General features: G+C 70.9%; 10 protein-coding genes. All 10 read right to left on the bottom strand.

Translation table 11 applies throughout. From position 1 onward, the window contains the following. Window positions 1-23 precede the first annotated feature (23 nt). The 10 genes from OG966_RS30915 to OG966_RS30870 all read right to left on the bottom strand — a co-directional run bounded on the left by OG966_RS30915 (window position 24) and on the right by OG966_RS30870 (window position 14,550). Window positions 24-2,423 carry a vWA domain-containing protein gene (locus tag OG966_RS30915; protein ID WP_326653259.1) on the bottom strand — a complete coding sequence of 800 codons (2,400 nt, stop codon included), beginning with the start codon at window positions 2,421-2,423 and terminating at the stop codon, window positions 24-26. A 6-nt stretch (window positions 2,424-2,429) separates the two neighbouring features. Continuing rightward, entirely contained in the window at window positions 2,430-2,876 is a 447-nt protein-coding gene (locus OG966_RS30910) for a Pycsar system effector family protein (protein WP_326653258.1), read from the bottom strand. A gap of 56 nt (window positions 2,877-2,932) precedes the next feature. Further along, the gene (locus OG966_RS30905) at window positions 2,933-4,276 is read right to left on the bottom strand and encodes a hypothetical protein (protein ID WP_326653257.1); all 1,344 of its coding nucleotides are present in this window, start codon (window positions 4,274-4,276) and stop codon (window positions 2,933-2,935) included. Continuing rightward, window positions 4,273-6,567, bottom strand: coding sequence for a hypothetical protein (locus tag OG966_RS30900; RefSeq protein ID WP_326653256.1), 2,295 nt, complete (start codon window positions 6,565-6,567; stop codon window positions 4,273-4,275). Before OG966_RS30900 ends, OG966_RS30905 begins: the two co-directional genes overlap by 4 nt. After that, window positions 6,564-7,463, bottom strand: coding sequence for a hypothetical protein (locus OG966_RS30895; protein ID WP_326653255.1), 900 nt, complete (start codon window positions 7,461-7,463; stop codon window positions 6,564-6,566). Before OG966_RS30895 ends, OG966_RS30900 begins: the two co-directional genes overlap by 4 nt. 75 nt (window positions 7,464-7,538) lie before the next feature. Beyond that, complete coding sequence (locus tag OG966_RS30890) at window positions 7,539-8,267, bottom strand: Crp/Fnr family transcriptional regulator (RefSeq protein ID WP_326653254.1); 729 nt, start codon at window positions 8,265-8,267, stop codon at window positions 7,539-7,541. A 223-nt stretch (window positions 8,268-8,490) separates the two neighbouring features. Beyond that, window positions 8,491-11,070, bottom strand: a complete 2,580-nt coding sequence (locus OG966_RS30885) for a polynucleotide kinase-phosphatase (RefSeq protein WP_326653253.1) — start codon at window positions 11,068-11,070, stop codon at window positions 8,491-8,493. Further along, complete coding sequence (locus OG966_RS30880) at window positions 11,067-12,614, bottom strand: 3' terminal RNA ribose 2'-O-methyltransferase Hen1 (RefSeq protein WP_326653252.1); 1,548 nt, start codon at window positions 12,612-12,614, stop codon at window positions 11,067-11,069. Before OG966_RS30880 ends, OG966_RS30885 begins: the two co-directional genes overlap by 4 nt. 170 nt (window positions 12,615-12,784) lie before the next feature. Further along, window positions 12,785-14,137, bottom strand: coding sequence for a diaminopimelate decarboxylase (gene lysA, locus OG966_RS30875; protein ID WP_326653251.1), 1,353 nt, complete (start codon window positions 14,135-14,137; stop codon window positions 12,785-12,787). 26 nt (window positions 14,138-14,163) lie between these two features. Then, window positions 14,164-14,550, bottom strand: a complete 387-nt coding sequence (locus OG966_RS30870) for an SAV_915 family protein (protein WP_326653250.1) — start codon at window positions 14,548-14,550, stop codon at window positions 14,164-14,166. Window positions 14,551-14,716 lie beyond the last annotated feature (166 nt).

Genomic DNA, 14,716 nt, shown 5'->3' with positions numbered 1-14,716 from the left:
GTCGTACGACGGCCCCTCGTGACTCAGAAATTGGGGTCGAACCGGCGCGTACCGGCCGCCTGTTCTCCGGTGCCGGCCGGGTCACCGCCCGGGCGGGGGCTGTCGGCCGCGTCATTGCCGCGGTGGGGTCTGGACCAGCGGCCGCGCGGTGGTGTGCGCGCGTCGTCCCCGGTCCGCCCGCCCGGGGCGCGGCCGGTGCGGGTGCGGCCGCGCTCGCCGCGCGGCGGCCGGCCGGCCGGGCTGCGGCGGTCGCGTACGACGAGTTCCAGGCCGTCGGCGATGCCGGTGGACTCCCCCGCGCGTACGGCGTGTTCGCGCCCCTGGTGCGGGCGGAGCAGGAGCTCGCCCCCACCGGTGCGCCGCAGCCGGTGGGAACTGGGCGCTCCGGGGGTGCTGCGCTGGAGCGAGGGTGCGGCGCCTGTGGCCCGGTCCACGGTGAAGTGGAATTCGCCGCCGGTGCTCTGCCCCGAACGTATGGTGAGCTCGTCGAGCGATCTGCCCTCCATGCTCAACTCCAGCTGCACACCGACGAGATCGCGGCGCCGCCTGCGGGCTCCGAGCCGTATGACGGCGATGACCGCGAGCAGCAGCAGCAGTGCGGCTCCGCCGATCACCGCGCCCGACCAGCGGTCCCACCAGGTGGGCGGCGCCTCGACCCGGAGATCGAGGAACGAGGTGTCGAGCACCCGCCCGTCGTCGCCCGTGTCGACGACGGTGACTCTTCCCCCCACCTCGCCGAGCGGAGTGCCGGGACCCAGCGAGAGGGTGAACCTGGCGCGGGTGCGCTCGCCCGGGGCCGCTGTGACGGTGGCCGGGCTGATCCGCAGCGCGGATCCGGGCGCCTGGTCGTCGAGGGCCAGCCTCAGTGTGTGCGGTCCACTGTCGTTGTTGGTGACGTCCAGGGTGCCGCCGACAGTGGCGCCGGGGTGCACGGTGGCCCGGTCGACCGTCAGCCCCGCTGTGACGGGCGGCGTGCCCGAGGTGACGCGGGCGTGCAGCGGGCGGCGGTCGGCGGTGACCCCGGGAGCGGCCATCTGCGTGGTGAGTTCGAGGTCTCCCGACGCGCCGGCCGGCACGGTGAGTGTGCCCGTGAAGCGCACGTCGTCGGCCCGCTGGTCCGGTGCCCGCCCGTCGTCCGCCAACTTCACGGTGACCGGGGCGAATCCGCTTCCCGACAACCGCGCGGAGACCTTGACGCCGGCCAGCTGGCGCGCGTCGGTGACCACGACGCCGCGCCTGGTCTGCATCCGGATCTCGACCACGGCTTGTTCTCCGGCACGCGGAGCGGCGGGGTCCAGGGTGACCGCGGAGCGCAGCCGGCCCTGCCAGATGGCGCGGACGGCGACTTCACGGTCCCGGTGGCCCTCCGGTGCCTCGACCCGGACCCGCCAGCGGCCCGGCAGCGGATTCTTCACACGCAGCGCCTCGACCGGGCCGTCCTGGCCGCTGGCCTCGAAGGTCGAGCCGTCGAACGCCCCTTGTGTGGGCACCTTGCGGCCGCTGGGGTCGTAGTAGGTGACCGACACCTTGGGGTCGTGTTTGCTGACGGTGATCGACCCGTCGGTGGCGATCGGCGGGATCGTCACCGCCAGATCGGCCGGCGGCTTTCCGACCGTGCCGTGTGCTATCTGGGCGCAGCGTGCCGCGGCGAAGGTCTCCTGCAGCGCCTTGTCGATCTCCGTGGAGCTGTCCACCACGCGCATCCGCGGGGTGGCGCCGGGCAGATCGGCGCAGCCGTTGCGGAAACCGCCCTCGGCCATCTCCGTCAGGGCCGCCCGGTCGATCTCGCCCCCGAAACCGAGCGGCCATACCTGGACGGATTCACGGCGGGCGCGGGCGAGCGCTTCGGTCAGCCGTTTGGCGCCGTTGGCCTGGCGGCTGGCGGCGTCGGTGCCGTACTCCGGGCTGTCACGCACATCCAGTTTGCCGTCGGTGAGCAGGAAGACCACCTTCGGGGTGGCTTCGTCGGTGCTCTCGGACAGCCGGTCGACGGCCTGGCTCAGCGCGGCCGGGAAGTCGGTTCCCGGACCGGTCCGCCGTGGATCTCTGCGGGACAGCTCCTGTACGCAGTCGCTCAGTCGCTGCCGTCCCGCGGCGTCGGCCACGGTGAGTCCGCAGACCTCCCGCACCGCTGTCTGTCCCGCCTTCTCGGAGCTGCCGAACCCGATGACGGCGGCGCGGGAGCGCTCCGAGATCTCGCCCTGGCTCAGCAGCGCGGCGGCTTCCACCTCGCGTGTCAGATCCTTGTCGGAGAGACTCTTCGACTGGTCGACGACCACGGCGAAGTCGATCGGGTCCGGGCCTTCGGCCGCGGCGGTGGCAGGGGCCCGGGCGGACTCCGTCGCCGTCGCTGTCAGGGGTCCGGTCAGGGCCAGCAGCGCGCCGGCCATCACCAGGGCGCCCGCCTTGCTTCTCAGCTGCATCGTCTCTCACCACAGTTCGCTGAAGAGGGCCAGTAGCGCGCCGAGCGCGAGGCAACACACGCCCATGCGCAGCCACCGGTATTTCGCGGCGAGCACAGCTCCGTGCACGCTCGCCTGGTCCAGCAGCCAGCCGGTGACGTCCTCGCCCGCTGCGGCGAGGCGGGCCAGCAGTTGCTCCGAAGAGGCGCGGGCCGCCAGGTCGCGCAGCAGGGTGCGGTCGGCGCCGACCCTGGTACGCGGCAGGATCACGGCGACGAGCATCAGCACTCCGGCGGCCCAGAACAGGCCGCCCACGACAAGGAGTACCGACGTGGAGCCCGATTCGGGCAACGGTGTGTCCCCCTTGGAGAACACGACGGCGAGGAAGGCGACGGCGCCCGAGAGCAGGATCGCCGCTTTCGTGTCGGCCCTGCCGATGTCCTCCCGGACCGACATCAGCAGGCGCTCCGCCATGAAGCGGACATCATCCGGTGCGGGCCGGTCGGGTCCTGGCCGTAAGGCGCCGGAGCTCATTCGTCGTCCCAGTCGTCGAATGCCTCGCTGGGCCTGGATGTACGGCGCCGGGACGGCCGGCGCTCGTCCGGGTCCCGTTCCGCCGCGGATTCGACCCGGGTCGGTTCGTACACGTGCGGCGGGTCGCCGGGCCGGGCCGGGCCGCCGGCCGCGCTCGCTGCTTCCGCGTCCCAGGAGGGCTGGTCCGGCTCCGGCCGCACCGGCCCTTCCCCGAGAGCGGGTCGCTGCGGCCCGTGCTGGGGCAGCACGCGGTCGACGACGCCACCGAGCACGCCGCCGGTGCTCTCCCGCAGATACTGCAGCACCTCGTACATCGGTTCGCCGATGTCATGGCGCTCCAGGACCCCGGTGTCGATGAGCCGGTTGAACACCGTGAGGAAGTCGGCCTGGCCCTCACGCCGCTCCTGCCGGATCGCGCGGCGGATCTCCCACTGCTTGTCCGGGTTCTGCGCCATGTGGTGGGCGATTTCGGCTTCCTCGCCGCTCCGCAGCAGGATCTCCAGCTCACGCGCCCGATCGGCGACCAGCCGCCGTTCGTGCGCGTCCTTGCGCCGCTGGGCCTCCGCCACACGCTCGTCCTTGGCCATGTCCAGGTCGACCTCGTGCCGCTGCTGGACCTTCCGCTGGACCACCTTGCTCAGATCGATGAAGACATGGACACGGGTGCGCAGGCCGAGATCGCGGCCCAGGGCCAGCCGGCCCGCGCCCAGTTCGTCCCGCACCGCCTCGTCCGCGCGCTGCGCCTCGGTGAGCGCGAAGCGCCGCGACACCGCACGCAACCCGTCGAGGAGTTCGTCGTGCAGCAACTCGGCGACGTCCCAGACCCGTTGGGTGACCACCAGGTACGGGTCCGTGACCTCCCAGTGCACCTTCGCGGACGCGTCGAAGAAGACTCCGTCGCCGGCGGCGGGCAGCCGGAGGTCGAATTCTGTGACGTTACGGCCGAGCAGCACCTCGAACACGGTGTACGCCCGGCTGAGCCACTGCCTCTGATGGTTCTCGCGGCGCTCCGGCCACACCACGGTGTGCCCGCCGTTTCCGTACATCACCACCGCGGCTATCTGGCCGCTCCGGCGTTTGTACGGCGGTGAGCACTCCCGTACGAGCGGTCCTTTCGGACGCTCCCGGTGCTGTTCCCTCTCCTCCTCCGGGCGCTGTTGCCGGCGAAGTTCCCGTTCCTGTGCCCAGTTCTGCCCAGGCTGCTGGTTCTGCCGCTGCCGGCGCTGCTGTCCTTGCTGCTGCTGTCCTGGGCCCTGTTGTCCTTGGTGCTGCTGTCCTTGCTGCTGCTGTCCTTGGTGTTGCTGTGCCGCCGGCGGCCCCTCGTTCCCGGGAGTGGTCATCGATCGGCTCCTTCTCCCACGGCGTCCCACATCCGGCTGGCCGCGGCCTTGTTCAATGGCCTGTCGCGGTCCCTGACGAGGTCCTCCAGCAGACTTCGCAGCCGGTCGCGGTCCCTGCGCTGCTGCGCGAGCAGCGGCAGAAAGCCGCAGACCAGCCGGAGTGCCTCCTCGTTGCGGGAGGCCCGGCGCAGCATGCTGCCCAGTTCGTCGAGCGCCGTCTCTCCGGCGCGGGCGGTGGCGAGTGTGTGCCGCAGCAGGGCCGCCAGCTCCGGTGTGAGATGCGGCCGGGTCGCCAGCAGGGCGATGAGGAGCGGCTGAGCGTCGTACGGCTCGAGTTCGGGGACTTCTGTCAGGCCCCACAGGTAGGTGGTGCGCATCGTGAGCGTCCCGATCATGGAGATCAGCACGAGATTGGCGAGCCTGCGGCGCCCGTCCTTCAGCCACTCGGAGAGCCGGCCGGTCACTGTCTCGGGCTCGGCGGAGGCGAGCAGCCGCATCACACTGAACGAGGCCGTGCCAAGCACGTCGACGTCGTCGTCATCCTGCCTGCGCACCACACTGACCAGCGCGTCGAGCGAGGCGCCGACCGAGCCGGCCGGCAGCACGTAGCCGTGGGCCAGCACAGCGGTGGCGAGCAGCGCGTCGTCGTCGCTCTTGGCCCACTCCTTCACCAGCGACTTGACCGCAGGCTGCACCTTCGCGTCACGCGCGGCCTCGGCGAGCGCCGTCGCCGCCGCCATCTGCGGTACGGGATTGTCCAGTGCTGCCATGGGGCGCACCAGTTCACCGAATCCGTAGATCCAGTCCCACGAGCAGAGGACACCGGCCGCGATCGAGGCGCGCACCCATACCTCGGGGCGCGGATCGTCGCACAGGATCCGCAGCCAGCGCGCCATGGGGCCGCGGACATTGTGGTAGCCGTGCCACACCTCGCGGAGCACGGCCGTGGCCAGGCCCTCGCCCTGGAACCGGATGGCACGCATCGGTACCCGGGTGTCACCGAGGTCGATTTCGCCGTCCTCAAGTACGGACCTGGCGACCATGGGGCGGATCTCGGCGTGCGTGCCGAAGAGCCGCCGTCCCACGGGCTGTTCCGGGTCCAGGGTCACCGCCAGCTCCCAGGCAAGCAGCTCGGCGGCTTCCGCGGTAAGGCTGTAGGCAGAGCCGTTGAACACGGCCACGGCGATCCGGAAGGCGGCAGCGCTGAGCGTCGGCAGTGCCTCGGGAAGGGTGCCGGGGCGGTCGGCGCCCGCGAACCATGCCCGGGCCTGTGCCCGTACGAAAGTGGCGCAGTCGTCGAGCAGTTGCTCGTCGCTCAGCTCGTCCTTCTGGCGGCGGGCCAGATGGTCGGCGAGCCGTGCGGCCTCGCGGGGCCGCAGTTCGTCGAGGCCGAGGGCCTCGGTGACGTCGGTACGCACGGCGAGCGCCCGCGCGCTGTCGAGGGCGCCGTCGGGCTCGCCCTTCAGCAGCACCCGCAGATGACGGTGGAGCACCTCTTCGGCAGGTGCGGGCGGGCAGTACATGCCGTAGCGGCCGCGGAGCAGCCGGTCGGCCAGGTCTCCGCTCTCGACCAGCACCACTCCGTACGCATGGGACTTGCGCAGCAGTTCGCTGAACCTGTCGAGGTGGAGCTCGGAGAGGCGGCTGGGCCTCCGGGGCTCCGTGTGGGTCTCGCCCCGGCGGCGCTCGGGCTCCCGGCGTCCGTCGTCCGGCGGCAGCTCGAGCAGATGGCCGGCTCCGGCCTCGATCATCTGCTCGCTGATCTCGTGGACCGCGTGGCTCGGGTCCAGCCGCGTCACTTGGTTGTCGGCCAGTTCGGAGAGCAGGGCGAGGGCAGTGGCCTTGCGGCCGCTTCCGGATTCGCCGCACAGCACCAGAAGGCCGTCCGTACGCAGAAGTTGCTTCATCCGGTGGTAGCCGGAGGCCTCGCAGTAGACATCGGCGAGGTGCTTCAGCGCCTCCTGCGGGACCGAGCCCTGGACCACGGGCGGGCTGCTGTCGGGGCCGAACTGGCCGATGAAGTAGTTGCCTTCGAATACCTGGCCGTCGCCGCGGATCTCATAGGTGCGTTCGGCGCGGCCCGGCGCGAAGGTGCGGCGCGCGGCGTGTGCGGTGCCGGCACCGCCGGTGCCGCCCGAGCCGCCCAGCGGGTTGCGTCCGGCCTGCTCGAAGGGGTTGACCTCGGGCTGCTGCTCCGCCGTGTCGGCTCCGCTGTTCTCCGAACCGGAGGCCGGCGACTGCGGTTCCTCGTTCTTCTCGTCCTGCGGCGGGGAGTCGTCCTGGTCGCTCATGCGTCGCCTCCCTCGCCGCGGGCGGAACGGTCGCGGTCCTTGTTGATGCCGGTGAAGCCGCCGTGGATCTCATTGCCCTTGAAGATCTGCATGTCTCCATGGGCGTTGTACTGATTCGTGCTGTCCCGGCTCGCGTTGCCCTGACTCGCGTTGCCCTGACTCGCGCTGTCCTGATGCGCGCCCGGCTGACCCGTCGCCGGCGGCCGAGCGCCCGGAACCGGGTCGCCGGGCGTCCATGCGTCGGGCGTAGGTGGCGGTGGGCCGTCCCCCTGCACCGGCCCACCGCCGGTCTGCTCCGCTGCCCGGTCGCCGAGCGGCGGCTCGGGCCGGCGGGGTATGTGGAACCAGGCGGTCTCGTCGGTCTCCTTGTACCGGACCGGCGCCTGGCGGTAGTGACCCGGTTCGACGTAGCGCCCGCCCTCGGCGACCACGTTCACGTACAACCAGTCGGAGACCACGATCAACAGGTCTGCCTTGTCGGCGGTGTTCATGATCTGCTTCGCCGTGGGGCTGTCACAGAGCCGGCAGGCGAGATCCACCGCGCGTCCCACGAGGCCCTTGCCGTCGTCGAGGACGAGGCCGGCGTTCATGCCGACGCGTAACCGCAGTGGTCGTGCGCTGCCGTCGTTGAGTTCCCGCAAGCTCTCGTAGAGGGTGTCGATCCACCGGCCGACCATGAGGGTCGGCGGTACCTCGGGCCGCAGGGCCGCGAGGATGCCGTCCCCCCTGTCCTCCTGGTGGACCCGCCCCGGCTCGATACCCACGGACGCGTGCGCCTCGGAGAACGCCTCGTACATGGCGGCGCGCATGCGCTTCTTGGCTTCCAGGCCCAACTTCCCCGATCCACAGGCGTCTCCGAAGATCACCAGTCTGTGGACGGCTCCCGCACTGCTCACTAGGACTCCCTGCGTGCTGTGGCGCTTGGTGACAAGTCAACTCTGGGCGGGCGCGGCGGCCGGCGATGTAGCCGTTTACACAGCCGGCGGAGATTTCTCCGGCGGCTGTGTCCCGGGTGGCTGCCCGCGGCCCTGGGCGAGGAGGAGCAGCACCTCCATATCGGTGACGATCACCCGGCGGTTGGCCGTACGCACCACGTCCTGCTCCCGCAGCAGGCGCAGGGCTTTGGCGACCGCCTCTCGGGTCGCTCCTATGGCGGCCGCCAAGTCGTGTTGCGGCAAAGGGAGTTGCAGCATGGTGCCGTCGTCGCCGCGGCGCCCTGCCCGCTCGGCGAGCTCCACCAGCCGGGCAGCGAGCCGCTGCAGCACGGTGCCGGAGGCGAGAGTTCGGCGCTCGATGTCCGCGCTGCGCAGCCGCGTGCTGAGCTGGCGCATGATCAGCGATGTGGCGTGCGGCCTGGCGGCCAGGAAGCCCCTGAACCGGACTCCGGAGACGGCCACCGCCTCCACCCGGCCGAGTGCGGTGACGGTGGCGCTGCGCGGCCCCTGGTCGACGGCGGCGAGATCGCCCACCACCTCGCCCGTACCGCGCAGGGCGAGGATGAGCCGGGCGCCGCGCTCCGTCTCGACTGAGACGACGGCCCAGCCGGAGAGCAGCGCCAGCACATAGGTCGTCGTATCGCGTTCGCGGATCATCACGTCACCGGGTTCGTACGCCCGCTGCGCCCCCTCGGCGAGCAGCGCCCGGCGGTCCTGGAGGGTGAGGGCGTCGAGGAACGAACGGTCCTGACCGAACAGACTCATCGTTCCCCCACAACGATCCATCTGGCCCTTTCCGGGGGACCACGCGATCTGCCGGTGTGCTCTTCCTCCCACGTCAGATGGCGTTCTCAGGACCAGACCGATGGCTTGAAGTCACGTCACGCGGTGGGGTGAAAAACGCTAGGTGCTCGTCCGGACAAGCGTCAACGAGAACGCACCGTGCGCCCCCTCACCCGCACCCGTGCGCCCCTTTTACGGCCTCTGCTCACAGCCTCGGGTCGACCGGCTCCGACTCCAGGGCGAGCACCGCGAAAACCGCTTCATGGATCCGCCACAGCGGCTCGCCGTCGGCCAGCCGGTCCAGGGCCTCGAGCCCCAGGGCGTACTCCCGCAGCGCCAGCGAGCGCTTGTGGTTGAGGAACCGGTTGCGCAGCCGCTCCAGGTTCTCCGGGCGGGTGTACTCGGGGCCGTAGATGATCCGCAGGTACTCACGGCCGCGGACCTTGATGCCCGGCTGCACCAGTCGGCCCTTCCCGTCACGCGCAAGTGCCTGGAGCGGCTTGACGACCATGCCCTCGCCGCCCCTGCCGGTCATCTCCAGCCACCAGTCGACACCCGCCCCGACCGAGGCCTCGTCACCGGTCTCGACGACAAGGCGCCGGGTGACCTGGAGCAGGCCGGTCGGGTCGTGCTCCACCAGGCGGTCCAGCCACGCCAGTTGCTCGTCGTGCGGTACGGAGGCGAGCGAGCGCCCCTGTACCGCGAGAATCTGGAACGGAGCGAGACGCACCCCCTTCAGCCCCTCGGTCGTCCAGCAGTAGCGCCGGTACGCGTCGGTGAACGCGGCGGCGTCCGCGGCACGTTCGCGCTGCTCGGCCAGGAGTCCGTCCACATCGACGCCGCGCCCCACGGCAGCCTCGAGGGCCGCCGTGGCACCCGGGAAGACGGCGCCCGCTGCGGCGCCGACCGCGGCGTACTGCGAGCGCAGCAGTCCGGCCGCCTTGAGCGACCAGGGCATCAGCTCTGCGTCGAGCAGCAGCCACTCCGTACCGAACTCGTCCCACAGGCCGGCCGCGGTGACGGCCGTACGCAACCGGTCGAGGACCGCCTCGGTGACGGCCTCGTCGTCGAAGAAGGGCCGTCCGGTACGGGTGTGCAGCGCTCCGGTGGGGCCATAGCCTCCGGCGTCGGAGGTACCACCGACCCCGAACCGCTCGCGCGCGGCCACGGCGTCACGGCAGACGAGCGCCACCGCCCGTGAGCCCATGTGCTTCTCCTCGCACACGACCTTGGCGATGCCGTCCGCCCGGTACTGGGCGAAGGCCTCCGCCGGGTGCTCCAGGTATCCGGGCTCCTTCGATGTCGCGGTCGGCGACATGGTCGGCGGAAGGTAGGTGAGCAGCCGCGGGTCGACGGCGAAACGGCTCATGACCTCGAGCGCCGCCGCGGCGTTCTCCTCGCGCACACCGATGCGCGCCATGTGGCGGGTCTCCACGACCCGCCGGCCCTGCACATCGGCGAGGTCCAGCGGACGGCCCTCGCGGCCGCCCGGCGCCTCGGTGGTGAGCGGTTTGGCCGGTTCGTACCAGACCTTCTCGGCCGGTACGTCGACGAGCTCGCGCTCCGGCCAGCGCAGCGCGGTCATCCTGCCGCCGAAGACCGCTCCGGTGTCCAGGCAGATGGTGTTGTTGATCCACGAGGTGCTGGGCACGGGTGTGTGGCCGTAGACGACTGCCGCCCGCCCCCGGTAGTCCTCGGCCCACGGGTAGCGCACGGGCAGGCCGAACTCGTCGGTCTCGCCGGTCGTGTCGCCGTACAGCGCGTGCGAGCGGACCCGCCCCGAGGTGCGTCCGTGGTACTTCTCGGGCAGACCGGCGTGGCAGACCACGAGCTTGCCCTCGTCGAGTACGTAGTGGCTGACGAGTCCGTCGATGAACTCCCGCACCTGCTCGCGGAAAGCGTCGTCCTCCCTCTCCAGCTGTTCGATGGTCTCGGCGAGTCCGTGTGTGTGCTGGACGTTCCTGCCCTTGAGCCAGCGTCCGAGCTTGTTCTCGTGGTTGCCGGGCACGCACAGGGCATTGCCGCCGGCGACCATGCCCATCACGCGGCGCAGCACACCGGGGCTGTCGGGTCCCCGGTCGACGAGGTCGCCGACGAAGACCGCGGTACGCCCTTCGGGATGAGCACCGTCCTCGTAGCCGAGCTTGGCGAGCAGGGTCTCCAGCTCGGAGCGGCAGCCGTGGATGTCGCCGATGATGTCGAAGGGGCCGGTGAGGTGCCTGAGGTCGTTGTAGCGGCGCTCGAGGACGACCTCGGCGCTCTCGACCTCCTCCACGCTGCGCAGAATGTGAACCTTGCGGAAGCCCTCACGCTCCAGTCCGCGCAGCGAACGGCGCAGTTCGCGCCGGTGACGCTGGATGACGTGGCGCGGCATCCCGGCCCGGTCGGGACGTACGGCGTTGCGCTCGGCGCAGACCTCTTCCGGCATGTCGAGGACGATCGCGATGGGCAGCACGTCGTACTGGCGTGCCAGCTGCACAAGCTGCCGACGGCTCTCGGGCTGCACGCTGGTGGCGTCGACCACGGTCAGCCGCCCGGCGGCGAGCCGCTTGCCCGCGATGTAGTGCAGTACGTCGAAGGCGGCACCGCTCGCGCTCTGGTCGTTCTCGTCGTCGGCGACGAGCCCGCGGCAGAAGTCGGAGGAGATGACCTCGGTGGGCTTGAAGTGCTTACGGGCGAAGGTGGACTTGCCGGAGCCGGTGGCGCCGATGAGGACGACGAGGGACAGGTCGGTCACCGGGAGCGTGCGCTTCGCCGGCGCGGTGGTCGGAGTGGTGCTGGTCATGCGGCCTTCGCCTCCTTCTCGGCCTCGGTCCTGCCGGTTTTCTCGGTCTTGTCGGTCCTGTCTGTGTGCCGGGACCTGTCGGTGTTCCTGGTCTTCTCAGTCTCGTCGCTGCGGGTGAAGACAGCCATCTGGGTGGGCGGCCCCACCTCCGGGTCGTCGGGCCCCACGGCCACGAACTCGACGCCGTAGCCGACGCGTTCGGCGACGGCACGCGCCCAGGAGCGGAATTCCGCGCGCGTCCACTCGAAACGGTGATCGCTGTGCCGGACATGCCCCGCGGGCAGCGTCTCCCAGCGGACGTTGTACTCGACGTTCGGCGTCGTCACGACCACGGTCTGCGGCCTGGCGGACCCGAACACCGCGTACTCCAGAGCGGGCAGCCGCGGCAGATCCAGATGCTCGATGACCTCGCTCAGCACGGCGGCGTCGTATCCGCCCAGCCGCTTGTCGGTGTACATGAGCGAACCCTGCAGGAGCTTGACGCGTGCGGCCTGTCTCTCGCCCATCCGGTCCAGCTTCAGCCGGCGCCCGGCGATGGTGAGCGCCCGCACGGACACGTCCACGCCGACGATCTCGGTGAAGCGCACATCCTTGAGCAGCGCCTGCACCAACTGGCCCTGCCCGCAGCCCAGGTCCAGCACCCGGCTCGCCCCGGCCGTGCGCAGCGCGTCGAGAATCGCGTCCCGCCGCTGCTGAGCCAGCGGCACCGGCTTCTCCTCGGTGTCCGTCGTCTCGTCCACGGCGTTGTCCACGTCCTCGACCTCGAGGTCGTCGGCCTCGGCCAGCCGCACCAGCTCAAGACGCTCCATCGCCTGCCGGGTCAGCCCCCAGCGGCGCGACAGATAGCGGCTGGTGATCAGCTTGTGCTCGGGGTGTTCGGCCAGCCAGCCCTCGCCCGCCCGCAGCAGCTTGTCCACCTCGTCGGGCGCGACCCAGTAGTGCTTGGCGTCGTCGAGCACCGGCAGCAGGACGTACAGCTGCCGCAGCGCGTCGGCCAGCCGCAGCTCCCCTTCGAGCACCAGCTGTACGTAGCGGGAGTCGCCCCACTCGGGGAACCGGTCGTCCAGCGCCACCGGCCCCGCCTCGACCGAGGCCCAGCCCAGCGGCCCGAAGAGCTTTCGGACCAGCTCGGCGCCACCGCGCGCGGGCAGGGCGGGCACCTCGACGCGCAGCTGCATCGGCTCATCGGCGCGCCCGGGCAGTGCGGCGCACACACCCCGCAGGGCGCTCTTGAACACGGTACTCAGCGCGACGGCCAGCAGCGAAGACGCGGCGTACGGCCGGTCGTTGACGTACTGCGCGAGCGCCGAATCCGGCGCGCCACCACGTCCCTTGCCCTTGCCGCGCCGCACCAGCGCCACCGGATCCACCTCCAGCAGCAGCGCGGACGTGCAGCGCTCGGCGGACGCCTCGGGGTAGAAGACATGCGCCGTGCCGTGCGAGGTGGAGAACTTCTGCGCCTTGTCGGGATGCTTGTGCAGCAGAAATCCGAGGTCGGTGGCGGGACGTTCGGGGGTACCGGTCGTGCTGATCGTCAAGAACATCCGGCGTACCTCTTTGACCTTCGCTTATACGAGCTGAAACGGCTGTGACCTGCCAGGACGGGTTTCAGAGGCTATCGGAGGCAGTCAGAGACAACCACTGAGTTTCGACCCGGATTCGACCCGGGCCGCTCGGAGCCGGTCAGAGGCGGTCAGAGGCGGAACGTTCGGCGCTAGAGGCCGATGTCCCGGCGGCTCATGTCGTCCAGCGATTCGCGGCGTATGAGCATCCGTGCGTGGCCGTCCGAGACGGCGACGACGGGAGGCCTGCCGACAAGGTTGTAACCGGAGGCCATGGACAGGTGGTACGCGCCGGCCGCGGGTACCGCGAGCAGGTCGCCGGGGCGTACGTCACCCGGCAGCGGCACGCCGTCCGCCAGTACGTCGCCCGCCTCGCAGTGTCGGCCGACCACGGTGACAAGGCGAGGCGGCACCGATGAGGAGCGGCCGATGAGCCGGGGCGCGTACCGCACCCCGTACAGCGCGGGCCTGGGGTTGTCGCTCATGCCGCCGTCGACGGCGACGAAGGTGTGCTCCCCGGTGCGCTTGACCGCGAGGACCCGGTAGAGCGCAACCCCGGCGGGGCCGATCACCGCCCGGCCCGGCTCCAGGGTGAGCCGGGGCACGGGCAGCTTGGCCCTGGCACAGCCGTCTTCGAGTTCGGCGCGGATCCGGCCGGCCAGGACGCCTGCATCGAGGCTCTCCTCGCCGGGCCGGTAGGCGATGGCGTGCCCGCCGCCGATGTCCAGCTGTGGCAGGGCGATGCCGTGCTGGTCCCGTATCCGGGCCATCAGACCGACGATGCGCCGCACCGCGGCGACATACGGCTTGGCGGTGGCGATCTGCGAGCCGATGTGGCAGTGCAGCCCGACAAGCTCCAGGGGCGGCTGGCCGAGCACCCGGGCCACGGCATGCTGCGCGGACCCGTCCGTGATGGAGAGGCCGAATTTCTGGTCGTCCGTGCCCGTGCGTATCTTCGCGTGCCCGCCCGCCGCGACGCCCGGCACCACCCGCACCATGACCTGCTGGCGGGTGCCCGCGGGTGTGATCGCGGACAGCCGGGCAATCTCCGATGCGCTGTCCACGACAATGCGTCCGGCGCCGAGCCGAACGGCGGTGAGCAGGTCCTCGGGGCTCTTCGCGTTGCCGTGCATCACAATCTTCTCCGGCGGGAAGCCGGTGGTGACGGCGAGTTCCAGCTCCCCTGCGGAGCAGACGTCCAGACCCAGGCCCTCCTCCCTGACCCAGTGCGCGACCGCTCGGCACAGGAACGCCTTGGCCGCGTAGACGACATCGGCCTCGGGGAACGTCGTGCGATAGGTGCGGCAGCGCTCCCGGACCTCTTCCTCGTCGAGTACGTACAAAGGGGTACCGAAGCGGTCGGCCGCCTCGGCGAGTGACACCCCGCCGACACAGACGTCCCCGTCGGGTTCGGGACGGGCGGAGCGGGGCCAGACGGACAGGTCGTCGGTGTCGCGCAGGGGTCGGGACGGGGTCTGCGGATCCGATGACAGGGAAATGGACATGACGCCTCCTCAGCCGATCAGCAGGTTCAGATACGAGACGAGGGCGCGGCACCGGTCACCCGCAGGACACCGATGTGCTGCGGTTTCCGGTCACGCCAAGTGCTCTCGCGACAACGCCCCTCGGCGGCCGCGGGGGCGGAGAACTGCGGATCGACGGTGAGGGTGACGACGCCCAGGGGTGCGGCAAGTGCACGCAGCGCGGGCTCCGAGAGCCTGATGCAGGCCTGTTGCGTGCCCAGTGTGGCGAGGAGCTTCTCCTCGGAGGTGAAGCCAACGGCTGTGCGGCCGCCGAGGGGGGTGCGGAAGAACCGGGCTGTGCAGCCCGCGGGTCCCGGCCGGACGGGGACGTAGAGAGGTCCGGCCGGGAAGCGTTCAGAAGGATCGGGGTCCTCGGGATGATCGACTGGAGACATGGTCCTGCCCTCGAAGAAGACGACACGCGGCCGGGTCGGCCGGGGGTGCTCTGGTGACGCTATGCCCGCTTATCAGGGGAACGGCCCCTCCCTGACGGGTGCTTGACGGGAAAATCCGTACCCGTAACGCGACGCTGACGGGATACGCGGGCGCCGGGGCAGGCCG

The sequence above is a fragment of the Streptomyces sp. NBC_01750 genome, from assembly GCF_035918095.1.
GTDB lineage: Bacteria > Actinomycetota > Actinomycetes > Streptomycetales > Streptomycetaceae > Streptomyces.
The sequence above is the reverse complement of the archived record's forward strand: the minus strand, read 5'-3'. Positions and strand labels throughout refer to the sequence as shown.

Coding starts and splice junctions, on each gene's coding strand:
- OG966_RS30915 (WP_326653259.1), bottom strand. CDS start 2,423: ATGCAGCTGAGAAGCAAGGCGGGCGCCCTGGTGATGGCCGGCGCGCTG.
- OG966_RS30905 (WP_326653257.1), bottom strand. CDS start 4,276: ATGACCACTCCCGGGAACGAGGGGCCGCCGGCGGCACAGCAACACCAA.
- OG966_RS30870 (WP_326653250.1), bottom strand. CDS start 14,550: ATGTCTCCAGTCGATCATCCCGAGGACCCCGATCCTTCTGAACGCTTC.
- OG966_RS30890 (WP_326653254.1), bottom strand. CDS start 8,267: ATGAGTCTGTTCGGTCAGGACCGTTCGTTCCTCGACGCCCTCACCCTC.
- OG966_RS30885 (WP_326653253.1), bottom strand. CDS start 11,070: ATGACCAGCACCACTCCGACCACCGCGCCGGCGAAGCGCACGCTCCCG.
- OG966_RS30900 (WP_326653256.1), bottom strand. CDS start 6,567: ATGAGCGACCAGGACGACTCCCCGCCGCAGGACGAGAAGAACGAGGAA.
- OG966_RS30910 (WP_326653258.1), bottom strand. CDS start 2,876: ATGGCGGAGCGCCTGCTGATGTCGGTCCGGGAGGACATCGGCAGGGCC.
- OG966_RS30880 (WP_326653252.1), bottom strand. CDS start 12,614: ATGTTCTTGACGATCAGCACGACCGGTACCCCCGAACGTCCCGCCACC.
- lysA (WP_326653251.1), bottom strand. CDS start 14,137: ATGTCCATTTCCCTGTCATCGGATCCGCAGACCCCGTCCCGACCCCTG.